This is a genomic window from Dysgonomonas sp. HDW5A, assembly GCF_011299555.1.
In the GTDB taxonomy this organism is placed as follows: domain Bacteria; phylum Bacteroidota; class Bacteroidia; order Bacteroidales; family Dysgonomonadaceae; genus Dysgonomonas_A.
Map to the genome: position 1 here is coordinate 285223 of NZ_CP049857.1, position 21892 is coordinate 307114.

Annotated in this window: 25 protein-coding genes; 20 read left to right on the forward strand and 5 right to left on the reverse strand. The window is 35.7% G+C overall.

The features are described 5' to 3' along the window. The first annotated feature begins 4 nt into the window (after positions 1-4). From G7050_RS01070 to G7050_RS01110, 9 genes are all read left to right on the forward strand, one after another. Positions 5-772, forward strand: a complete 768-nt coding sequence (locus G7050_RS01070; protein WP_166109943.1) for an exodeoxyribonuclease III — start codon at positions 5-7, stop codon at positions 770-772. Positions 773-1075: 303 nt separating this feature from the next. Then, positions 1076-1837 (forward strand): Fe-S cluster assembly ATPase SufC, encoded by a 762-nt coding sequence (gene sufC, locus G7050_RS01075; RefSeq protein ID WP_166109946.1) that lies wholly within the window; start codon positions 1076-1078, stop codon positions 1835-1837. 136 nt (positions 1838-1973) lie between these two features. Next, positions 1974-3314 (forward strand): Fe-S cluster assembly protein SufD, encoded by a 1341-nt coding sequence (gene sufD / locus G7050_RS01080; RefSeq protein ID WP_166109949.1) that lies wholly within the window; start codon positions 1974-1976, stop codon positions 3312-3314. A 102-nt stretch (positions 3315-3416) separates the two neighbouring features. Next, complete coding sequence (locus tag G7050_RS01085) at positions 3417-4637, forward strand: aminotransferase class V-fold PLP-dependent enzyme (RefSeq protein ID WP_166109952.1); 1221 nt, start codon at positions 3417-3419, stop codon at positions 4635-4637. A 196-nt stretch (positions 4638-4833) separates the two neighbouring features. Then, complete coding sequence (locus G7050_RS01090; RefSeq protein WP_166109955.1) at positions 4834-5853, forward strand: endonuclease/exonuclease/phosphatase family protein; 1020 nt, start codon at positions 4834-4836, stop codon at positions 5851-5853. 107 nt (positions 5854-5960) lie between these two features. Next, a complete protein-coding gene (locus G7050_RS01095) occupies positions 5961-7229 on the forward strand; it encodes a nucleoside permease (protein WP_166109957.1) in 1269 nt (422 codons plus the stop codon). Positions 7230-7242: 13 nt separating this feature from the next. Then, on the forward strand, positions 7243-7917 hold the full coding sequence (gene rsmI, locus G7050_RS01100) for a 16S rRNA (cytidine(1402)-2'-O)-methyltransferase (RefSeq protein WP_166109960.1): 675 nt from the start codon (positions 7243-7245) through the stop codon (positions 7915-7917). 109 nt (positions 7918-8026) lie between these two features. Beyond that, positions 8027-8899, forward strand: a complete 873-nt coding sequence (locus tag G7050_RS01105; protein ID WP_166109963.1) for a hypothetical protein — start codon at positions 8027-8029, stop codon at positions 8897-8899. Positions 8900-9028: 129 nt separating this feature from the next. Next, a complete protein-coding gene (locus tag G7050_RS01110) occupies positions 9029-9724 on the forward strand; it encodes a YjjG family noncanonical pyrimidine nucleotidase (protein ID WP_166109967.1) in 696 nt (231 codons plus the stop codon). 79 nt (positions 9725-9803) lie between these two features. Here the strand turns inward: G7050_RS01110 and G7050_RS01115 are convergent, their stop codons facing one another. The 5 genes from G7050_RS01115 to serS all read right to left on the reverse strand — a co-directional run bounded on the left by G7050_RS01115 (position 9804) and on the right by serS (position 14059). Continuing rightward, a complete protein-coding gene (locus G7050_RS01115; protein ID WP_166109970.1) occupies positions 9804-10592 on the reverse strand; it encodes an aspartate dehydrogenase domain-containing protein in 789 nt (262 codons plus the stop codon). A gap of 150 nt (positions 10593-10742) precedes the next feature. Continuing rightward, on the reverse strand, positions 10743-11501 hold the full coding sequence (locus G7050_RS01120; RefSeq protein ID WP_166109973.1) for an MBL fold metallo-hydrolase: 759 nt from the start codon (positions 11499-11501) through the stop codon (positions 10743-10745). Positions 11502-11662: 161 nt separating this feature from the next. Continuing rightward, positions 11663-12184 carry an SPOR domain-containing protein gene (locus G7050_RS01125; RefSeq protein ID WP_166109976.1) on the reverse strand — a complete coding sequence of 174 codons (522 nt, stop codon included), beginning with the start codon at positions 12182-12184 and terminating at the stop codon, positions 11663-11665. A 161-nt stretch (positions 12185-12345) separates the two neighbouring features. Next, on the reverse strand, positions 12346-12756 hold the full coding sequence (locus tag G7050_RS01130) for a lipocalin-like domain-containing protein (protein ID WP_166109979.1): 411 nt from the start codon (positions 12754-12756) through the stop codon (positions 12346-12348). 31 nt (positions 12757-12787) lie between these two features. Further along, positions 12788-14059, reverse strand: coding sequence for a serine--tRNA ligase (gene serS, locus G7050_RS01135; protein WP_166109982.1), 1272 nt, complete (start codon positions 14057-14059; stop codon positions 12788-12790). Positions 14060-14381: 322 nt separating this feature from the next. Between serS and G7050_RS01140 the strand changes: the two genes are divergently transcribed. The 11 genes from G7050_RS01140 (at position 14382) to G7050_RS01190 (ending at position 21887) form a co-directional block, all read left to right on the forward strand. Continuing rightward, positions 14382-15419 carry a tetratricopeptide repeat protein gene (locus G7050_RS01140; protein WP_166109985.1) on the forward strand — a complete coding sequence of 346 codons (1038 nt, stop codon included), beginning with the start codon at positions 14382-14384 and terminating at the stop codon, positions 15417-15419. A gap of 114 nt (positions 15420-15533) precedes the next feature. After that, positions 15534-16085: an RNA polymerase sigma factor gene (locus tag G7050_RS01145; protein WP_166109988.1), complete on the forward strand. Its 552-nt coding sequence runs from the start codon at positions 15534-15536 to the stop codon at positions 16083-16085. A gap of 49 nt (positions 16086-16134) precedes the next feature. Further along, a complete protein-coding gene (locus G7050_RS01150; protein WP_166109991.1) occupies positions 16135-16485 on the forward strand; it encodes a hypothetical protein in 351 nt (116 codons plus the stop codon). Positions 16486-16497: 12 nt separating this feature from the next. Then, positions 16498-16965 carry a hypothetical protein gene (locus G7050_RS01155; protein WP_166109994.1) on the forward strand — a complete coding sequence of 156 codons (468 nt, stop codon included), beginning with the start codon at positions 16498-16500 and terminating at the stop codon, positions 16963-16965. A gap of 213 nt (positions 16966-17178) precedes the next feature. Next, on the forward strand, positions 17179-18030 hold the full coding sequence (gene hisG, locus G7050_RS01160) for an ATP phosphoribosyltransferase (protein WP_166109997.1): 852 nt from the start codon (positions 17179-17181) through the stop codon (positions 18028-18030). 12 nt (positions 18031-18042) lie between these two features. Beyond that, the gene (locus G7050_RS01165) at positions 18043-18513 is read left to right on the forward strand and encodes a hypothetical protein (protein WP_166110000.1); all 471 of its coding nucleotides are present in this window, start codon (positions 18043-18045) and stop codon (positions 18511-18513) included. Next, entirely contained in the window at positions 18510-19037 is a 528-nt protein-coding gene (locus G7050_RS01170; RefSeq protein WP_166110003.1) for a GNAT family N-acetyltransferase, read from the forward strand. The genes G7050_RS01165 and G7050_RS01170 overlap by 4 nt, the downstream gene beginning before the upstream one ends. Before the next feature lie 32 nt (positions 19038-19069). Beyond that, the gene (gene hisD, locus G7050_RS01175; RefSeq protein WP_166110006.1) at positions 19070-20344 is read left to right on the forward strand and encodes a histidinol dehydrogenase; all 1275 of its coding nucleotides are present in this window, start codon (positions 19070-19072) and stop codon (positions 20342-20344) included. Further along, complete coding sequence (locus G7050_RS01180) at positions 20344-20787, forward strand: GNAT family N-acetyltransferase (protein ID WP_185154940.1); 444 nt, start codon at positions 20344-20346, stop codon at positions 20785-20787. The genes hisD and G7050_RS01180 overlap by 1 nt, the downstream gene beginning before the upstream one ends. After that, positions 20788-21252: a hypothetical protein gene (locus G7050_RS01185; protein ID WP_166110009.1), complete on the forward strand. Its 465-nt coding sequence runs from the start codon at positions 20788-20790 to the stop codon at positions 21250-21252. 56 nt (positions 21253-21308) lie between these two features. After that, positions 21309-21887 (forward strand): DJ-1/PfpI family protein, encoded by a 579-nt coding sequence (locus G7050_RS01190; RefSeq protein ID WP_166110012.1) that lies wholly within the window; start codon positions 21309-21311, stop codon positions 21885-21887. Positions 21888-21892: the final 5 nt, after the last annotated feature.

Genomic DNA, 21892 nt, shown 5'->3' on the forward strand with positions numbered 1-21892 from the left:
AATAATGAAGATTGTATCCTATAATGTAAATGGTATACGTGCTGCATTAAATAAAGGATTAGCCGATTGGTTAAGTAAAGAAAATCCCGATGTAGTATGTTTTCAGGAACTTAAAGCACAAGAAGACCAGATAGATTTAATAACCTTAAAATCTCTAGGCTACGAATATTGCTATTTTCATCCGGCAGAAAAAAAAGGCTACAGCGGAGTAGGAATTATCACTAAAATTCAACCCGATTTTGTAAAAATCGGAATGGGAATGGATAAATACGATATAGAAGGACGCGTTATACGTGTTGACTACGGAAATGTGACTATCATCTGCGTATATATCCCTTCGGGAACTACAGGAGGACTTCGTCAAGTCTTCAAAATGGAATTTTTAGCCGATTTCACCCAATATATTCTAGAATTAAGAAAAGAACGTAAGGAAATATTGATTTGTGGCGACTATAATATTTGTCACAAACCTATCGACATAAATCAGCCTGAACGCCATCTGACCTCTTCGGGCTTCCTTCCGGAAGAAAGAGAATGGTTTGACCAGTTTGTAGAAACAGGTATGATTGATACGTTTAGAGAATATGATCAGGAACCCGAAAAATACACATGGTGGAGTTACAGAGCAGGAGCAAGACCTAAAAATCTAGGTTGGAGAATAGACTACCACATGATTTCGAGTGAAGCAAGAGAAAGAGTTAAAGGTGCAACAATTCACAGTGATGTATACTGCTCCGATCACTGTCCGATATCTATAGAAGCTGATATTTAATTCTTGATAGATTTTATAGATTGAACATAACAGAAAAGTAATAAACAATTTCTCTCAACTTTTGTTCATTGTATTGAAATAAGGCTTCAAACCGTTTTATTTTTTATTACTTTAGCAACCGTAATAGCAATAGCCGATTATAATTTAAATATAGCGATACTTGCTTTATCGGCAGTATAGCTTCTATAATCAGCAAACAAAAAATTTATAAAAAAACGAGTAACAAAGTTATTAATAAGCTGAATAAGCGATTATTAAAAGACTTACACTATATTATTTAATTATTTTATTTTAAACAAAATAATGGCGAATTTATTAAACATAAAAAACTTACATGCCAATATCGATGGCAAAGAAATATTAAGAGGATTGGATCTTGAAGTGAACAACGGAGAGATACATGCAATTATGGGTCCTAACGGAGCCGGAAAAAGCACATTGGCATCCGTATTAGTGGGTAATCCAAATTTTGAAGTAACAGAAGGTGAAGTAACTTTCGAAGGCAAAGATTTATTGGAACTTGCTCCCGAAGAAAGAGCATGTGAAGGATTATTCCTCAGCTTCCAATACCCGGTAGAAATACCCGGAGTAAGCATGGTAAACTTTATGCGTGCCGCAGTAAATGAGACTCGCAAGCACAAAGGTCTTGAACCTATCGCAGCATCGGACTTTCTTAAGCTGATGAAAGAAAAACGCGAATTGGTAGAATTGGACAGCACTCTTGCCAGCCGTTCGGTAAACGAAGGTTTTTCGGGTGGAGAGAAAAAACGCAACGAGATTTTCCAAATGGCTATGCTTGATCCTAAATTAGCTATTTTAGATGAAACAGACTCAGGGCTTGATATTGATGCACTTCGTATTGTAGCAGCAGGCGTTAATAAATTGAGACGTAAGGACAATGCTACCATTGTAATTACTCACTATCAACGTCTTCTTGAATATATAAAACCCGACTTTGTACACGTTCTATACAAAGGCAGGATTGTAAAAAGTGCAGGACCTGAACTGGCTCTTGAGCTTGAAGAAAAAGGGTACGACTGGATTATTAAAGATTTTCAAGACTAAGGTCACAGACCTTTTTATTGTTTTGGTACACGGGCAACCTATGTGGTCACCCTCAAAGGAAAGATCGACACGATCTGCCCTACAAATAAAAACAAATCAATAAATATTTCTCATTACTTAAAATATACAGAATTCAATGATAGAAACTCAATATATAGACTTATTCACCAAGCATAGAAACTTGATCGACGAAAAATCGACAAAGGTTCTAAACGAGGCGAGAGATAAGGCTTTTGAAATTTTCAAGACTTTGGGATTGCCCAATCGTAGTCTCGAAGATTATCAATACTCGGATGTAGCGAAAGAATTTATGCCCGACTATGGATTTAACTTGAGCAGATTAGCTATTCAAAACAATCCATACAACGAATATAAATGCAACGTTCCCGAATTGGCTACGAATTTATTCTTTTTAATGAACGATACATTCCACAAAGAACATCAGCCAAAAACTGATTTCCCTAAAGGTGTATTCATCGGTAGTTTGAAAGATTTTTCGGAGCAACATGCAGATATCTGCTCTAAATATTACGGCAAAGTAGCTCAGTTAGAAAACAATGCGATAGCTGCTTTCAATACAATGTTTGCTCAGGATGGATTTGTAATCTATATTCCCGACAATGCAATTATCGAACAACCTTTACAGTTAATCAATATACTGACAGCTAAGGTTGATTTTTTAGTAAACAGACGCTTACTGATTATTGCAGGCAAAAACACTCAGGTAAAATTATTGGCTTGCGATCACACGGTTGACAATCATAAATTTCTGGCAACTCAGGTAACTGAAATTTTTGCAGAAGAAAATGCACATATCGAGTTCTACGAATTAGAAGAAAATTCTAATCAAGTAACCCGATTGGCTTCGACTTACGTTCAACAAGAAAAATCGTCAACTGTATTAGTCAATAATATAACCCTCAACTGTGGTTTTACAAGAAATAACTATCATGTAAAATTAAACGGAGAGCAAGCCGAAGCTACGGTTGCCGGTATTGTTATTGCAGACAAAGTACAACATGTGGACAACTTTGCATTTTTAGATCATGCAAAACCTCATTGCCAAAGTACACAGTTATTTAAATATGTATTGCAAGAGCATGCCGTAGGTTCTTTCTGCGGACGTATCTTAGTAGAAAAGGATGCTCAAAAAACAATGGCGTATCAAACGAATAACAACCTTTGTGCTTCACCTGATGCACGAATGTATTCGAAACCTCAACTTGAGATCTATGCCGATGATGTAAAATGTTCGCATGGTTTAACTACCGGACAACTTGACGAAGATGCTCTTTTTTACCTGCGTGCAAGAGGTATCGCTAAAGAAGATGCTAAATTGTTGCTTATGCAGGCATTTACGGCCGATGTGCTTAAATTAATTCATATTGACGCACTAAGAGAGCGTCTCGAAGAATTAGTTGAAAAACGCTTTCGCGGTGAAGAAGCCAGATGCGGAGATTGCTCCATTTGCAAATAAAGTTTCAGACCTTTTTAGTTATTAGACAAGTATCAAAAAAAGGCTACTACAATCGGTAACAGAGCAATACAGATTAATTACTTACAAAAAACAAATAGGTCTATGACCTTAGATATAAATAAAATACGTGCTGATTTCCCGATACTTGACACCCAAGTATACGGGAAACAGCTTATTTATCTGGATAATGGAGCCACTACTCAGAAACCTAAATGCGTAATCGATAAGATTTCTGAAGTATATTCCTCAGTAAATGCAAATATTCACAGAGGAGTACACCATTTGAGCCAAGAAGCCACCGAACTGACTGAAAATACCCGTAAAAAAGTACAACAGTTTATAAACGCTAAACACTCTCACGAAGTAATATTTACTAAAGGCACTACCGAAAGTATAAATCTGGTAGCCTCTAGTTTTTGTCGCGAGTTTTGTAAAGAAGGCGATGAAATTATTGTTTCGGCAATGGAACATCATTCCAACATTGTGCCTTGGCAAATACAGGAAAGTATTACAGGTGTAAAGCTAAAAGTAATCCCTATCAACGAAAAAGGAGAGCTTATTCTTGAGGAGCTTGAAAAACTCATCACTCCCAAAACACGTTTGATTTCGGTAATGCATGTCTCCAATGTACTTGGAACAATCAATCCGATTGAAAAAGTTATTGAGATAGCACACAATAAAAACATTCCTGTTTTGATAGATGCTGCACAATCGATACAGCATATCGAAATAGATGTACAAAAGTTAGATTGTGATCTATTAGTTTTCTCAGGTCATAAAATATACGGACCAACCGGAACCGGTATTTTATATGGGAAAGAAGAGCTTCTAAATAAAATGCCTCCTTATCAGGGAGGGGGAGAAATGATCGGGTCGGTTTCCTTCAAGAAGACTACTTTTAACGAACTTCCTTTCAAATTTGAAGCAGGTACACCTAATTATGTAGACTTTATCGCTTTAGGAACTGCATTGGATTATGTAAACTCTATCGGATTATCAAATATCAGAGTTTATGAAGATGAACTTCTGGCATATTGTACCTCTGAGTTAATGAAAATAGATGGCATGCGTATTTTTGGAACATCCGAACATAAAAGCAGTGCTGTATCATTTCTTGTTAACAACATTCACCACTACGATATGGGTATGTTACTCGATAGAATGGGTATTGCCGTACGTACAGGTCACCATTGTGCCCAACCGCTTATGGAAGAATTGGGAATAGAAGGAACAGTAAGAGCTTCATTTGCTTTTTATAATACAAAAGAAGAAATCGATCAACTTGTAACAGGTATAAAACGAGTTGTTCAAATGTTTGGATAATACCAGAATCTTCAAGATATTAAAAGACTATTTATGGATCAATTTCATAGGTAGTCTTTTTTTATTCCTAAATTTGCGCATTCATCCTGACATAAAGCTCACAACGTTAATCGTTGCATTCGTCAGGATAGCAGCTAGAGTCGGTTATGTTTAGAAATATATTATTAAAAACTTTCGGTTAATCACCATATCAGTTATGAAGAAATACTTATTAATTTGTTTAGTCCTATTATCTTTAAGTGCTGTTGCTCAACAGAAAAAAGAAGTATACCCTATTGCTTTCTATAATGTAGAGAACCTATTCGACACAAAAAGAGACCTGAATATTGAAGATGAAGACTTCACCCCTTCGGGACGTAATAACTGGACAGAGGATAAATACAATAAGAAGCTCAATAACTTAGCATACGTAATCAATCTACTTGGTAAAGAAACTGTACCGACAGGAGCAGTTATTATAGGCATTGCCGAAGTTGAAAACCGTAAAGTAATAGAAGACCTCATCAAGACAGGCGACTTAGCCAAACGTAAATTTCAGATTGTACACCAAGATTCTCCCGATGCCAGAGGTATAGATGTGGGGCTTATTTATGATCCTTCGGTCTTCAAGGTCACATCGTATAAAACATATCCGTTTACACTACCCGGAACTAATGACATAAAAACGCGTGATATTTTAGTTGTCAGCGGACTATTAGGAGGGCAACCACTCAACGTTCTGGTTAATCACTGGCCTTCGCGTCGTGGGGATAACTCTTCGCCCTTAAGAGAGCGTGCAGCTGCTATATGTAAGCATATAAGCGATTCTATTTACAATGCAAATCCTAAAGCCGGTATTGTAATTATGGGCGATATGAACGATGATCCCAAAGATAAAAGTACACGCATTGTGTTAAATGCAAAGAAGAACCAGGAAGATGTACAAAAAGGTGGGTTATACAATACCATGTGGAAAATTCACGATAGCGGCATTGGCACTTTATGCTACAAAGATCAATGGAATTTATTTGATCAGATTATAATTTCTCAAAGCCTTCTAAAGAAAGGTGATAACAAACTAAATTTTGAGAAAGCAGAAGTTTTCAATAAAGACTTTCTCTTCCAACAATCGGGTAAATTTAAAGGATATCCACTCCGTACATTTTCGGGAAATACATTTTTGAATGGGTACAGCGACCACTTCCCTACCCTTATCTACCTGACATTCCAAAAATAATCAGATAATAAGTATTCTACCATGCTTAAACTCTCGAATTTCGACAAAATAAAAAACATATTTATATTATCTTTGATGCATAAATCATATAAATAACTAATCGTGTTATGAGCAGTTCTCTAAACCTTAAGTATCGCCTTATAATAATGAGCTTTCTCCAGTTTTTTGTTTGGGGATCGTGGCTAATTACAGTAGCTAACTACTGGTTTCAAACTCAAAATTGGGAAGCTGATAAATTCGGGGCAATATTCTCGACTATGGGTATAGCTTCTCTTTTTATGCCTGCACTGGCAGGGATTATTGCTGATAAATGGATCGACAGCGAAAAACTATATAGTGCTTTACATCTTCTAAGTGGAATAAGCTTATTTTGGTTAGCAAGTGTAGATAATCCCGACACATTTTTTTATGTGATATTAGTAGCGATGATATTTTATATGCCAACCATTGCTTTATCAAACTCGGTAGCCTATTCGTCTCTGAAGAAATACGATATGGATGTTGTTTCCAACTTTCCGCCAATCAGGGTATTTGGAACAATCGGTTTCATTGCAGCCATGTGGATTGTAAATTTAACGGGAAATAAAAGCTCCGAAAATCAGTTCTATATTGCAGCAGTGGCCTCTATTATACTTGCATTGTATTCGCTTACCTTACCTAAATGTCCTCCGCTAGCCAGAGAAAAAGGAGATACTTCACTTTCTAAGGCATTCGGTTTTGAAGCATTTAAGCTATTCAAGAATAAGCAGATGGCTATATTCCTTATTTTCTCGATGTTTCTGGGAGCTGCACTACAACTGACCAACGCTTATGGTGATGTATTTTTAGATGATTTCAAAAAAATACCCGAATTTGCCAATTCACAGATAGTAAGATATTCAACAATTATAATGTCTATCTCTCAGATTTCCGAGACATTATTCATTCTAGCCATTCCTTTTTTCCTAAAACGATTCGGAATCAAAAATGTTATGCTCATAAGTATGGCTGCATGGGTTCTTCGCTTCGGACTTTTTGCGTATGGTGATCCAGGGGCTCATGTATGGATGATAATTCTTTCTTGCATTGTATATGGTATGGCTTTTGACTTTTTCAATATATCGGGTTCATTATATGTTGAAACGACAACCACGCCGGCTATACGATCTGCTGCTCAGGGATTATTTATGATGATGACAAACGGTATCGGAGCTATCTTAGGAAGCTCAATCAGTGGATTATTAATTCAGTATTATTTTACCCATGCCGATGGTTCTAAAGACTGGCACGGTATATGGCTTTCGTTTGCCATCTATGCACTCGTCATCTTAATTGCCTTCTCTTTTGCATTTAAGCATAAGCACAATCCCGAAGCTATAAAAGAAACTCATCATTAAACACTAACAACCTATGGGTAAACTATATATTATACCAACACCTGTCGGCAATCTGGAGGATATGACTTTCAGGGCAATACGATTACTCAAAGAGGTAGACTTGATTCTGGCGGAAGATACGCGCACTACAGGTTTTCTCCTCAAGCACTTTGAGATACAAAACAAAATGCAGTCTTATCATAAGTTTAATGAGCATAAAGCAATTACTCATATTATTGATAGGCTCAATGCAGGAGAGAATATAGCATTGGTATCAGATGCAGGAACACCGGGCATTTCCGATCCTGGATTTCTTATTGGCAGGGAATGTATAAAAGCAGGGATTGATATAGAATGCCTTCCGGGAGCAACAGCGTTAATCCCTGCATTGGTTTCGTCAGGTATTCCATGCGATAAGTTTTACTTCGAAGGCTTTCTTCCTCAAAAAAAAGGGAGGATGACCCGCTTTAAAGAACTCGCCGAAATATCGACAACTATTGTTTTATACGAATCGCCTCACCGTGTATTAAAAACCCTTACACAGCTGGCTGAATACATGGGCGAAGAAAGATATGCTGCCACTTGTCGAGAAATATCTAAATTGCATGAGGAAACTTTACGCGGAACCTTGGCTGAGCTGATTGTACACTTCACAACAAAAGCTCCAAGAGGTGAATTTGTTATAATTATTGCAGGAAAAAATGAATAAATTCTAAAAATAAGCTATTTCTTTAGGAAAAGAATTAAATTTGATGAACTAAAGTAAAACTAAACGAGAGGGTTTATTGTTAAATAGGAAAAAGTAAAAGTAGATAATTATGAAAAAAGTAATTTTAGGATGTCTGTGCCTTGGCATGTTAGCATCGTGTAATGTAAAGAACTCTGATGAATATAAAGCATTGCAAGCTGAAAGAGATTCTTTATTACAAGTCTCAACAAAGGGACAATCAGACGTGTCGGACTTGATGGCAATGATAAATCAAGTAGAAGAAAATTTTGCTCAAATAAAAGAAGCTGAGAAATATTTAACGATAGAATCTAAATCAAAAGGAGAAATGTCTTCTGATACTAAATCTCGTATCACAGATGATTTCCAAATGATCAATGAAATTCTAAAGAAGAATAAAGCAGATATAGAAACGCTGAATAAGAGACTTAAGAATGCAGGTGGACAATCGGCACAACTTAAACAAACTGTCGAAAGACTAACTGCAGAACTTGAGCAAAGAAGTGCTGCCATATCGGAACTTAGAGATGCTTTATCGGCCAGAGATGCTCAAATTGCAGCGTTGACAGGTGAAGTTGAAAAACTAAATACAAATGTTGAAGACCTTTCTTCTAAAAATGTAGAACAGTCAAACAAAATTAAAGAGCAAGAAAAAGCATTGAATACCGGCTATTATATCTTCGGTACATCAAAAGAGCTTAAAGAAGCTAAAGTGGTTACAGGTGGTTTCATTTCTTCTCCTAAAATCTTAAAAGAATCTATCGACAAATCTATTTTCATCAAGATTGATATTCGCGATGTAAAAGAGATTCCGGTATATGCTAAAAAAGCAAAAATATTATCTGATCAACCTAAAGACAGTTATACTATTGCTAAAGATGCAAACAGCCAAGTAGTTATTAAAATTAATGATTACAAGAGATTCTGGAGCTTAGGTCAATTCTTGATCATACAAGTTGATTAAGGTCTAAGCAATCATTATTCTTACATATACAGTAAACACTGATAAGGCGCAATCTTTATCAGTGTTTCTTTTAGAAGGTCTAAGACCTTTTATTCATTTTAAATACACAAGACAATAAACCATAAGTAGATGAAATATACAACTATATTCTTTGATCTGGATGATACGCTTATCGACACAGCACTTAACAGCAAACAAGTACTAGAAGAGGTTTATACTGATTATATGATCAATAAGTACTATCCCAACTTTTCAGACTTCTTCCAAAAATATCAAAGCATAAATCTGCATTTATGGGATCAGTATGAACAGAACCTGATAAGTAAGGAAGAGTTGAAGAAAGGTCGATTTCAACAAGCTTTAAGGGATTTTACATCTATTACTACGGAACAGTCACTGGAAATGAATAATGATTTTATGGGGAGAGTTTCAAATAAAAAAAACATCATTGAAGGTGTCGAAGGTATATTGGAATATCTGCAACCGAAATACTGTCTTTATATAATTTCGAACGGCTTCTTAGAGGTACAAGATAAGAAGATAAAAAATGCAGGACTAGACTCCTACTTCAAAGATGTATTTTTATCAGATCATGTAGGTAAAAATAAGCCACATCCTTTAATATTCAACTACGCCTTAAAGGAGGCAAATACTACAACGAAAGATTGTATTATGATCGGGGATAATATTAATACGGATATTATCGGAGCTAAAAATTTAGGTATAGATCAAATATGGTTCAATCCTAAAGATATAACAGATACAAATAGCATAGCTCCCACATATACTGTAAAAACGTTACATGACATTAAGGCTATTTTATAAAGGCTTCTGCTTAATTAGCAGACCAATAATAGCTTGCAAACAAGATATATCAATAAATAACAAGGCGTTGAAATATCTTTCAGAATACAATAGGTGAAACAATATTGATAAGGGTGCTAACCACAGACCAACCTGCAATCTCGGGTGTGGCACTGTAGACATCTACAACAGCATGCACCTGATCATTCTTTATTTCAACCCTTTGAGTATCTCCTATAAAACCAGGGGTAGATTGCATTGTCACATGCATATTTTCAGGACCAACAGAGGCTAACGAAGCTGCAACCGAAACATTAAGACCTGTTGGAAAAACACCTATAGCCTCTCTAGCTGTTCCCGAAAAGACAACGCGTTTCTCTGTTTCCAATGACGGATTATATACGGCTGATCTTCTTAATACAGATTGTCCTTTTTCATTGAAGAACCTTGCCGTTGCATTCCCCATTAAAGTAGCAGTTCTCAAAACATCAAAACCGCCCGTAGCTCCGGATGCAATGTATATGCGTGTACCGCTTGCTTTTGCTGTTTTCATTACCTCTCGATAAAAAAGAGTATCTGCTAATGCTCCAATAGATAAAGTTACAATCGAAGTTCCATTCTTTAAAGTTGGTAAAGCCAGCTCTTTCATAGCAGCAGGAGATGCCGATTCGACCAGATAATCCGGCTTCAATGCCAATAAGCCTTCTAATGTTGGAGATGCCACACAAGATTTACCATGCTGTTTCATTTTAGTCACAATACGATCAGCTTTTGAAGCAGTACGCGAATACACTCCAACTAAATCATACTCCGGCAACAAGCCATTAACAACTGCATCGGCAACAATTTCAGCCAATCGTCCACATCCGAAAATCACTAACTTTTTCATACAAGCAAAGATAGCCTTATTATATAAATTTCAAAAAAAATCTATATATCCGGCTTTCGTTTATTTGATCTTGAAGAAAAGATGCTTCTGTATATGGTACGGGAAAGTATTAGCTTTTTAAAAGGAAGGTTGAGAAAGACAAAGAGCAGATCAAGGAATATCTAACTCTAAACCATCAAAAGATAAGAAAACATTCTCTGGTAATATTTTCTCCATTTCGGCATGCGAGCCAAACTGGTGACTCATATGAGTAAGGTAAGTCTTCTTGGCTGCAATCCTATCAATCGCCTCTAAAGCTTGTTCTAAGTTTTGATGAGATATATGCTCTCTTATGCGAAGAGCATTTATAACTAAAACATCCAGCCCCTCAAGTTTATGATATTCTTCATCAGGAATCGTTTTTAGATCGGTGAGGTATGCAAAATTTCCAATACGATAACCCATTATGGGCAACATTCCATGCATCAATCTAATCGGAATAATATCAACACCCGCAACTTTAAAAGGCTCGAGGCTGATTTCATTTAAAGCAATACTGGGTATTCCCGGATATTTGTGTTCGATAAAACAATATGGAATACGCGATTTTAATGCTTTTGCAACATACGACTCTGCATAAATCTCAATATCTCCAAACTTACAAAACGGACGTAAATCATCAATACCTCCTACATGATCATAATGCTCATGTGTAATTAAAAGACCATCAATAGGCAAAAACTCAACCTCTAACATCTGCTGCCTAAAATCGGGACCACAATCTATCAATATAGACTTGTCTTGAGTATAAACTATGACCGATGCTCTTAACCTTTGATCTCGTTTATCTTTTGATTTACAAATTTCACACTGGCAGCCAATTTCGGGTACTCCAGTTGAGGTTCCTGTCCCTAAAAATCTTACACGCATATTTATGTTGAGGTCGCAGACCTTTTAATTGATTCGGTATAATCCCTCAAAGATAGTGATGTTTCAAAAATAGTACAACTGAATCATGGATTGCTTTTATAAAAAAATGGCTATTTCTTGTTGAGAAATAGCCATTTTTTAATCTTTATATTTTGACTTGATTAGTATTGTCTTTGTAAGATCCAAAGATCATCAAAAGGTATACCGTATGTTCTTCTAAGAGCATCGCTCGAACCACTAGCTAAATATTTGTCACGGATTGTATTTCTTTCATGCACTGCAGCTCCTTTATCATCGTAACTGGCAATAATTACACGATACATTCCTTGTTCGTTTTGAGCCAGAATTATTTTGTATCCTTCTTGTTCCATTCTTGCTTTCAGAGCTTCTGCATTAGGTTTTACGCTTAATGATGCGATAACAACACTATATGCTCTAAGTCCTGCAGCATCAGTATCATATACTGGTGTAATTTTTTCTGTTCTTACTTTTTCGTTTGAGGCATCTGTGTAAGCAGGATAAGTAGGTTGTTTAGTAACCGGAGTTGCTGGAGCTTTATTTTCTTCCAATTCTCTTTCTTTTGCTGCCTCATATACAGATTTATAAGCACTTTGTTTTGGTTTACAAGAACCAAAAGCTACCAATAATGATAGTGCTAATCCAAATCCCAGTAGTTTATTCATAATCTCGTTGTTAAAAGTTATTTTTACAAAGATAATAATTTCTCTTATATCAAATAACAGATAAAGAGTAAAAATAGTTTAAGCTATAAAGCCGTCTACCCCTCCATTTTAAGTAAATTCAACTATTTATCACCTCAAATAATAAAAAGGTCTTATACCTCTTAATATTTTTTGAAATATAAAGTTTCTCCTTCCGACTCCAATTCCAAAGATGAAGAAGTATTCTTCTTTACAAAAAAACTTCGTGATAAGCTATTCCATCCCAAACATGTATCACACTCATATGGACGGAAACTATCCCACACTAAATCTACTTTAATTTCGCCTCCCGATACACTGTAATTTCCAAATCCCATAAAAGTTTCGGTATCTGCAGTGAGTTTTAAATACTGAAATACTTTTTTGTGAAATGCATAAAATATAGTATCTACATCCTGTACCTTCCCATCCGAAGTCTCAATACGGTTTAATTGCCATCGACCTTCCAGATTTGAATTCTCATCATCGCCACACGAATAGAAACCAAATAAAGTAAATAATAGGATAAGTAAACTAAATTTCCGAAAATTCATCTGCTAATTATATTAAGTAAAATGGCCGACCTTAGTCTATTTTATCAAAACCTGTGTAAGGAATCAAAGCCTTTGGAATATGTATACCATCGGGTTTTTGATTATTTTCGAGCAAAGCAGCTACTATACGAGGCAAAGCCAATGCACTACCGTTTAATGTATGCACAAGCTGAGCTTTTTTATCACCTGAACGATATCTGCATTTAAGACGATTTGCCTGATAACTTTCGAAGTTAGATACCGAACTTACTTCCAACCATCGTTTTTGTGCGGCAGAAAACACTTCAAAATCGAATGTCAATGCAGAGGTAAAACTCATATCACCACCACAAAGACGAAGTATACGCCAAGGCAGTTCGAGTTCTGTCACCAAAGATTCCACATGACTCACCATTTCTTTTAACGATTCGTATGAATGCTCTGGTGTATCTATGCGGACAATTTCCACTTTATCAAACTGATGCAAGCGATTCAATCCACGCACATCTTTTCCATAAGAACCGGCTTCGCGTCTGAAACAAGCAGAGTAGGCAGTATTTTTGATAGGAAGATCTTTTTCTTCCAAAATAACATCACGATATATATTGGTAACAGGCACTTCTGCTGTAGGTATCAAATACAAATCATCTGCTGTTGCATGATACATCTGACCTTCTTTATCAGGTAATTGACCTGTACCATAACCCGAAGCTGCATTCACAACATAAGGAGGTTGAATCTCCAAATAACCTGCGTCACGAGCTTTATCTAAAAAGAAGTTGATCAATGCACGTTGCAAACGAGCTCCTTTTCCTTTATAAACAGGAAAACCTGCTCCGGAGATTTTAACTCCTAATTCGAAATCTATCAAATCATATTTCTTGGCTAAATCCCAATGAGGAAGAGCTTCTTCTCCCAATTCAGGAATAACGCCACCATTTTTTATCTCTTCATTGTCTTCAGCCACTCTACCTTCGGGTACTTCATCTGCAGGCAGATTGGGAATAAGTACGAGCATCTCTTGCAGTTGACTTTCGGCATCTTTCAGATCTGCTTCCAACGTTTGAATACGACCTTTAACTTCTTGTACAAAAGTACGCAGACTTTCAGCTTCATCTTTCTTGCCATCTTTCATCAAAGCACCAATACTCTTCGATTTAGCATTTACATCCGAAAGAAGACCATCTAATTCAGTCTGTATATCTCTACGTCTTTTATCTTCACCCAAAACTTTATAAACAAGCTCTTTTGCATCGAAGTGTTTTTTAGCCAGTTTTTGTATAACAGCCTCAGGGTTATCATTAATAGTCTTGATCGTTAACATCTTATTCTTTAATATTAAGTACTAAAAATATGTATTGATATCAATATGAACAGCAAACACGAAGCTTCTTTCAATATTGATTTGAGGAACAAAGGTATAAATATTTTAAGTCACTTCGAGGACCTTATTATACAAATTTGATAATATATTACTCATATATACCTAAATATATTGCCGTTTTCAGATAAATACAAAGACATCGATAGATAAAAAGGTAAAATCGGTGAATATTCGGAAAAAATCATAAACTGATCCAAGTAATATAGATGACAATAGAGTTTTTTAGTACTTTTACCTCTCCAAAATATAATTTTCACTTAGAATGCGGTTATTAGTCATTACAATTATCCTTTTATTTTCTTGTTCAACGATATCATACTCACAGCCTGCATCTGATAAATTGATCAGAAAAGGTGTTAGCCTACACGATAAAGGACGCTATCAGGATGCTATCAGTTATTATCAACAAGCATTAAAGGCTAATCCTTCATCCATGTCTGCAACTTACGAGATGGCACTATCTTATCTGCACCTTAAAGATTACGATAATGCCTTAAAATATAGCACTAAAGTTATTAATGCCAATTTCAAGCCTCTTTTGGTAGATGCATATTGCGTAAAGAGTACAGCTCTGGCAGATTTGAATAAGCTGGACCAGTCTGTTAAATTATTAAATGAGGCTCTCGAAAGATGCGGCGATGAATACCTGCTTCATTATAATCTGGGCTTAAGCTACTTTAAGGCTAAGAATTTAAAATTATCTATTTTCCATCTTCAAAAAGCAATAGAAATAGATACTACACATCCGAGTGCATTTTTATTATATGCATATGTACTAAGTGATTCAGATAGATGGATACAAAGTTTTCTCTCGTTTCACTTCTTCTTATTGCTCGAACCCAATACAGACAGGTCGAAAGATGCATTTGGCGAAATGTATGATATTATTACACAAAAAATACCTGCTAATTCACCACTGTTAACGCCCGAGGATGGTATTGACAGACAAAAAATATATGATCAATTACGAACTATGCAACCTAAAGTTGAAGATCAACGATTTCAATATGCATATTTCGAACAAGCATCTCGCACTATCTTTTTCACTTTAAGCCAGATGCAGGATGACACCCGCAAGGGTATGCTATGGGATTTCTACGTACCCATTTATTCTGAGATACTTGAATCCGGATATTTTGAAACCTACTGTAGATATGTAAGTGTTTCTTATTTTCCGGTCTCTCTCGAATGGTGGAACAATAATACAGCAAAAGTAGATGGCTTTATCTCTTGGTTTGAAGACGGACAAGGATCATCTGTAGACAATGATGAAGATTTTGGAGACGATTCAGACTTGTAGAACGTAAACAAAAATAAACGGTGGAATGTTTAGAGTCTAAGAACCCTGCATTTTACTAGTTTATCTAAACAAAAACAGGTCTGAGACCTTAACTATTTACAGCACAAATATAGAATGACAGAAGCGGAAGAAGCTCTATTAGTTAAAAGACTATTGGATGAGAAAACCCAAAGGGATGCTTTCTCTGTTTTGGTGAAATCGTTCAGTGAACGATTATATTGGCAAATCCGAAAAATCGTGATTTCTCACGAAGATGCTAATGATGTTCTCCAAAATGCATTCATTAAAATATGGACTAATATCGACAGTTTTAGAGGCGACTCTAAACTGACTACCTGGCTATATAAGATAGCCATCAACGAAAGTATCTCTTTTGTTAATAAACAACGACAACAACAAAATGTACCATTGGATGACAGTGACAACTTTCTGGAATCAAAACTCGAGAGCGACTCCTTTTTCGATGGAGACGAGGCTCAGGTAAAACTTCAAAAAGCGATACTTACTTTACCCGAAAAACAAAGGATAGTATTCAACCTCAAATATTTTGAGGAAATGAAATACGAGGAAATGTCGGAAATTCTCGATACCTCTGTGGGAGCCCTTAAAGCGTCATATCATCATGCCGTAAAAAAAATTGAAGATTTTTTATCACAATTCAATTAAACCTTTTTCATTTTCAGGAGTCTATTATAATACTCAAAAGATTAGTAGTATGTTGAACAATATCGAAAAAAACAATCCATTCAAAGTTCCGGAAAATTATTTTCTGAATTTCAATGAAGAAATAATGAACAAATTACCGGAAAAGAAGGTGCAAAAGAAAATTGTTCCCTTATGGAGATCTGTCGGTAAATGGGTTGCTGCAGCCGCTGTAGTTACAGGCATTGCAATACTAGGTACCAACTATATGGATAACCATTCTCCCGACATCAATAAGTTCTCTATAGAAAGCACTATGAGTCCTGATGATAATTTAATTTCCTTGGAAAATGATTATTATCAGTTTATTGAAGATGACGCAACTCAATTGGTTTACAGAGATGCTGTTTATAATTTAGAATAAAAAAACAAGATTATGCAATATAAAAACATCTTACTCTTAATTATTCTCTCGGTATTTTCGTATTTTCCATTATCAGCACAGGAACATTCACATCGCGGAGGTTTCGATATAGAGGCATTCAAAAAGAAAAAAGCCGACTTTATCATTGAGAATGTACAATTAACCGATGCTGAGGCCAAAGCATTTATCCCCTTGACAAATGAATTGATGGATAAACGTTTTGAGCTAAACAGAGCTATAAGAAAAGAAACTCGGGAGCTTCGCAAAAAAACAAATAAGACAAATGCCGATTATGAGCGATTACTTGATGCAAGTAGTATGGTTAAGATAAAAGAAGCACAGCTGGAACAAGAGTATTTACAAAAGTTCAAGAAAGTTTTGTCTGCCGAAAAAATATATAAATATAAACAGGCAGAAGCACAATATATGAAAGATATAGTTGATCAAAAAGTCGAAGGCAATAGATATAAACGAAAATAATCGGGAAATCTCTTTGTGTTTTATTTTTTCTTACTATATTTGCCTTTGTATAAAGAAAATCAACAATGACAAGACAATTACATCATCATCACCTCTATTTCTCTTCATTTGGTAAGTGAGGTCTTATTATGATGTATTCAAAATAACACAAGAAGTAAAGACTTACCTAAATATAGGTGGGTCTTTTTTTTTAACTAATTATTTTAATAATATATGCTACGCATTGCTATCCAATCTAAAGGTCGACTCTTTGAAGAAACAATGGAACTTCTACAAGAGGCAGGTATTAAACTTAATAACAAGAAAAGAACTTTACTTGTTCCTGTAAAAGGTTTCGATGTTGAGATCTTATTTCTTCGGGACGATGATATCCCTCAAGCTGTTGCAACAGGCGTAGCTGATGTAGGTATTGTAGGAGAAAATGAATTTGTAGAAAAGAAAGAAGGAGCACTAATAGTCAAACGACTTGGCTTCAGTAAATGTCGCTTATCTTTAGCAATTCCTAAAGACATCGATTATTTAGACCTCAACTGGTTTAATAACAAAACGATAGCTACCTCCTACCCTCATATCCTCAATAAATACTTAGCTGATAATTCTATACAATCAGAAATACACGTTATATCAGGTTCAGTAGAAATAGCACCAAGTATAGGTCTTGCAGATGCCATATTTGACATTGTAAGTTCAGGTAGCACACTGGTTAGTAATCGTTTGAAAGAAGTTGCAGTTGTAATGCAGTCAGAAGCATTATTGATCGCTAACAATACTTTATCTGACCAAAAACAAAGAACATTAGACGAATTGATATTCAGAATAGAATCTGTACAATTTGCTGAAGGCAAAAAATACATCTTATTAAATGCGCCTAACACCAAAGTAGACGATATTATTTCTCTATTACCGGGGATGAAAAGTCCGACAGTGATGCCTCTGGCTGAGTCGGGATGGAGTTCGATACACTCTGTAATAGCAGAAAAACAATTTTGGGATATTATAGGAAAATTAAAAGCATTAGGAGCCGAAGGTATCCTGGTGATTCCAATCGAAAAAATGATCTTGTAAAAATATTCTCAGATGCAAACCGTCAAAGAATACTTCTCACTATTATATATAATATATATCAGCGTACTTATAGCCTCCTGCTTGTTTTTAGTTTTTTCATTAATAACAATTGAGGCTAATAGTTTCTCTGAACATGATATACCCTACATAATTTCAACCGGAGTTGTTATGATTGTCGGCTACATCTTATCTTATTTATACTCTAAAAAGAAAATAAAAGAAGCCAAACAGAAACGAGGATTACGAGAAAAGCTAACAGATTACAGGAAAGTGTTATTTATTCCTTGGATTATTATAAGTATTACAATTATATTTTCCATTATTTGTTATACTATTACTGGTGAACATGTTTTTGTCTGTACAACTCTTTTTTCTCTGGTTATTTTCTTATTGAACAAACCTAGCCGTAGAAATCTTATTGAAAGATTAGATTTGGAAAACGATGAGCAGCAAATTTTAGAAAATCCAAAATCAGCAATATGATAGAGATTACAAAAACAATTGTTTTACGCCCCACAACACTAGAATCGACTTCCGATATTTATGAAGCGATAATAAGTAACCGGAATTATCTGAGGACATGGTTGCCTTTTATTGATTCTACAATAGACAAAAGCTATACACAAGCTTATGTTCAAAGCGTAATTGATAATAAAGAAGTTCAATATAGTATCTACGATTCCAATAAGTTTATAGGCCGAATCGGTTTTAATCATATGGATTCGATAAACCATAAAGCGGAAATCGGTTATTGGATTATAGAAGAAGCACAAGGGAAAGGTATCATAACTAAATCGGTAAAAGAATTACTGATGCTGGCATTTACCGATCTCAACTTAAATAAGATCGTCATAAAAGCCGGCGTTGAAAACACGAAAAGCCGAAGCATACCCGAAAGACTGGGATTTACCCTTGAAGGCATCGAACGTGATGGTGAACTGTTGGTTGATAATAAATATACTGATTTGGCAGTTTACGGGTTATTAAAAAGAGAATTTAGGGTCTAAGACCTTATAAGATATACTTTATACTTACAAAAATGAAAGTCATAAAATATCCGCAGAAAAGTGAGTGGAGTAAAATCCTGGCTCGTCCTGCATTCGATACATCTTCATTAAATGCAACAGTAAGTTCTATCTTAGCTGAAATAAAATCAGGCGGAGATAAAGCTGTAATCAGCTATGAAGAAAAGTTTGATAAAGTACAATTATCCTCTTTATCTGTATCTGAAAAAGAGATTGAAGATTCCGATAAATTGCTTTCCGAAGAACTGAAATCGGCAATAAGGACAGCTAAAGATAATATTGAGAAGTTTCATACTGCTCAAAAATTTGAACCTAAAAAAATAGAAACCACTGCAGGCGTAGTTTGCTGGCAAAAAGCAGTGGGAATCGAAAAAGTAGGATTATACGTACCCGGAGGTACTGCTCCCCTATTTTCTACAGTTTTAATGCTTGCAGTTCCTGCAAAAATAGCAGGCTGTAGAGAAATAGTATTATGCACCCCTCCTGATAAAGACGGCAATGTAAATCCCGCCATATTATATGCAGCAAAAGTTGCAGGTGTGAATAAGATCTTCAAGATCGGAGGAGTTCAGGCTATTGGTGCAATGGCATACGGAACAGAAAGCGTCCCTAAAGTATATAAAATATTCGGGCCTGGAAATCAATATGTGGTAGCTGCCAAACAATTGGTCAGCTTAAAAGAGGTGGCAATAGATATGCCCGCAGGTCCATCGGAAGTGCAAGTGATTGCCGACGAAACTGCAAATCCGGCTTTTATAGCTTCTGACTTGTTATCGCAAGCCGAGCACGGAGTAGATAGTCAGGTAATACTTACGACTACCAATGAGAACATTATACAGTCTGTTGTCACTGAAATAGAAAAACAACTGGCAGAACTTCCCCGAAAAGAAATAGCGGAAAAAGCACTTCAACATAGTATTGCAATTTTATTAGACAACGAAGAAGAGTTGATCGAATTAACCAATGAGTACGCTCCTGAGCACCTCATTATTGAAACCAAGAATTACATTGACTTCGTTGATAAGATAATAAATGCCGGATCGGTATTTTTAGGACATTATACGCCCGAAAGTGCAGGAGATTATGCTTCGGGAACGAATCATACTCTGCCGACTAATGGTCATGCAAAAGCATATAGCGGGGTAAATCTGGATAGTTTCGTAAAGAAAATAACCTTTCAGGAAATAAGTAAAGAGGGTATCAAAAATCTCGGATCAACTATTGAAATTATGGCTGAAAACGAATTGCTTTTTGCTCATAAAAATGCAGTAACGCTTCGACTTAAATAATGATATTTAAACTGATTACATACGGTAGCAAGGAATACTCCGAAATGGTAGAATTACGTTATCAAATATTACGTAAGCCTCTCGGACTTGATTTCTCGGAAGAGTATTTATCCAAAGAGAAATCCGATAACCTATGCGTATGTAAAGAGGACAACAAGACCATAGGGGCTTGCATACTTACTCCGATTGATAATCATATTATTCAACTCAGGCAAATGGCTGTTGCTGACGATTATCAGGGCAAAGGTATTGGTAAAATGCTTATTGACTTTGCAGAACAAACAGCGTCGGATAATGGTTTTAACAAAATAACTCTTCATGCCCGCAAAACAGCTGTACCTTTTTATGAAAAGCTTGGCTATTGGATAATAGGTGACGAATTTATTGAGGTAAATATTCCTCATTATGAAATGGAGAAGAATTTGATACAAAAAATACAATAAATGGAAAATAATAACTGGGAAACTGAAAAAAAACAAGTACTAGATACTGTTTCGAAATATATAGATATCACACTGACACCTTTTGGTAAACCTCAAAGACAGGTAATAGATGTCGAAAAAAGAGATCCGATGTATGGTGGAAATGGTGTAGTATATATGCTTTCTCTTTTCGAAAAAGATGAATTGGTCAATAACCGTATCGGAGTTTACATGGTATTGATGAACAATGGCGACCAAGCCGGATTTCATGAGCATGGAAGCAAAAAAGAACAAGAGCTATACGTATTAGTACATGGCAAAGGCGAATACATCGAACGTATTGGCGAGGACAATATAACACGTAAGTTTGACTTAAAGAAAGGCAATGTAACCTGCATTCAGGGAGATAACAACTACCACTCTATTATTAATACAGGAAACGAACCTCTCATTATATTTGTAGTTACCACCTACGAAGCAAAATAAAGGTCTCAACACCTTCAACAAAAGTTGAAATAACTTAACTTTTAAACATTACAGCTATGATTAAGAAAATTTTAATGTTAGCAGGCGATTTCGTCGAAGATTATGAGTTGATGGTTCCATACCAAGCATTAGAGTCTCTAGGCTTTCATGTAGATGTAGTTTGCCCTGACAAGAAAACAGGAGATACGATTGCTACAGCCATACATGATTTTACAGATTATCAAACTTATATCGAATTAAGAGGACATAACTTTGTTATCACTAAAAATTTCGATGATGTAAGACTCGAAGAATATTCCGGATTATATATTACAGGAGGAAGAGCCCCCGAATATATCCGGCTAAATAAAAAAGTACTAGACTACACACGGTACTTCTTCGATAAAAACTTACCTGTTGCTGCAATCTGTCATGGTATTCAGGTATTAACTGCTGCAAAGGTTGTATCAGGAAGAACTTTAACTTGTTATGCAGCCGTAGCTCCCGAAGTCGATTTAGCCGGAGGTATATATAAAAATATTGCCCCTGCGGAAGCTATTACAGACGGAAACTTAACAACATCACCAGCATGGCCGGGACATCAGGCTATATTGGCTGAATTTTATAAATTGTTAGGCGTTAAAATTTCAATCTAAGGTCG

Coding starts and splice junctions, on each gene's coding strand:
- G7050_RS01105 (WP_166109963.1), top strand. CDS start 8,027: ATGAAAAAAGTAATTTTAGGATGTCTGTGCCTTGGCATGTTAGCATCG.
- G7050_RS01120 (WP_166109973.1), bottom strand. CDS start 11,501: ATGCGTGTAAGATTTTTAGGGACAGGAACCTCAACTGGAGTACCCGAA.
- G7050_RS01125 (WP_166109976.1), bottom strand. CDS start 12,184: ATGAATAAACTACTGGGATTTGGATTAGCACTATCATTATTGGTAGCT.
- G7050_RS01190 (WP_166110012.1), top strand. CDS start 21,309: ATGATTAAGAAAATTTTAATGTTAGCAGGCGATTTCGTCGAAGATTAT.
- G7050_RS01070 (WP_166109943.1), top strand. CDS start 5: ATGAAGATTGTATCCTATAATGTAAATGGTATACGTGCTGCATTAAAT.
- G7050_RS01110 (WP_166109967.1), top strand. CDS start 9,029: ATGAAATATACAACTATATTCTTTGATCTGGATGATACGCTTATCGAC.
- G7050_RS01115 (WP_166109970.1), bottom strand. CDS start 10,592: ATGAAAAAGTTAGTGATTTTCGGATGTGGACGATTGGCTGAAATTGTT.
- G7050_RS01140 (WP_166109985.1), top strand. CDS start 14,382: ATGCGGTTATTAGTCATTACAATTATCCTTTTATTTTCTTGTTCAACG.
- hisD (WP_166110006.1), top strand. CDS start 19,070: ATGAAAGTCATAAAATATCCGCAGAAAAGTGAGTGGAGTAAAATCCTG.
- sufC (WP_166109946.1), top strand. CDS start 1,076: ATGGCGAATTTATTAAACATAAAAAACTTACATGCCAATATCGATGGC.
- G7050_RS01150 (WP_166109991.1), top strand. CDS start 16,135: ATGTTGAACAATATCGAAAAAAACAATCCATTCAAAGTTCCGGAAAAT.
- G7050_RS01165 (WP_166110000.1), top strand. CDS start 18,043: ATGCAAACCGTCAAAGAATACTTCTCACTATTATATATAATATATATC.
- rsmI (WP_166109960.1), top strand. CDS start 7,243: ATGGGTAAACTATATATTATACCAACACCTGTCGGCAATCTGGAGGAT.
- hisG (WP_166109997.1), top strand. CDS start 17,179: ATGCTACGCATTGCTATCCAATCTAAAGGTCGACTCTTTGAAGAAACA.
- G7050_RS01180 (WP_185154940.1), top strand. CDS start 20,344: ATGATATTTAAACTGATTACATACGGTAGCAAGGAATACTCCGAAATG.
- sufD (WP_166109949.1), top strand. CDS start 1,974: ATGATAGAAACTCAATATATAGACTTATTCACCAAGCATAGAAACTTG.
- G7050_RS01170 (WP_166110003.1), top strand. CDS start 18,510: ATGATAGAGATTACAAAAACAATTGTTTTACGCCCCACAACACTAGAA.
- G7050_RS01085 (WP_166109952.1), top strand. CDS start 3,417: ATGACCTTAGATATAAATAAAATACGTGCTGATTTCCCGATACTTGAC.
- G7050_RS01185 (WP_166110009.1), top strand. CDS start 20,788: ATGGAAAATAATAACTGGGAAACTGAAAAAAAACAAGTACTAGATACT.
- G7050_RS01130 (WP_166109979.1), bottom strand. CDS start 12,756: ATGAATTTTCGGAAATTTAGTTTACTTATCCTATTATTTACTTTATTT.
- G7050_RS01155 (WP_166109994.1), top strand. CDS start 16,498: ATGCAATATAAAAACATCTTACTCTTAATTATTCTCTCGGTATTTTCG.
- G7050_RS01145 (WP_166109988.1), top strand. CDS start 15,534: ATGACAGAAGCGGAAGAAGCTCTATTAGTTAAAAGACTATTGGATGAG.
- G7050_RS01090 (WP_166109955.1), top strand. CDS start 4,834: ATGAAGAAATACTTATTAATTTGTTTAGTCCTATTATCTTTAAGTGCT.
- serS (WP_166109982.1), bottom strand. CDS start 14,059: ATGTTAACGATCAAGACTATTAATGATAACCCTGAGGCTGTTATACAA.
- G7050_RS01095 (WP_166109957.1), top strand. CDS start 5,961: ATGAGCAGTTCTCTAAACCTTAAGTATCGCCTTATAATAATGAGCTTT.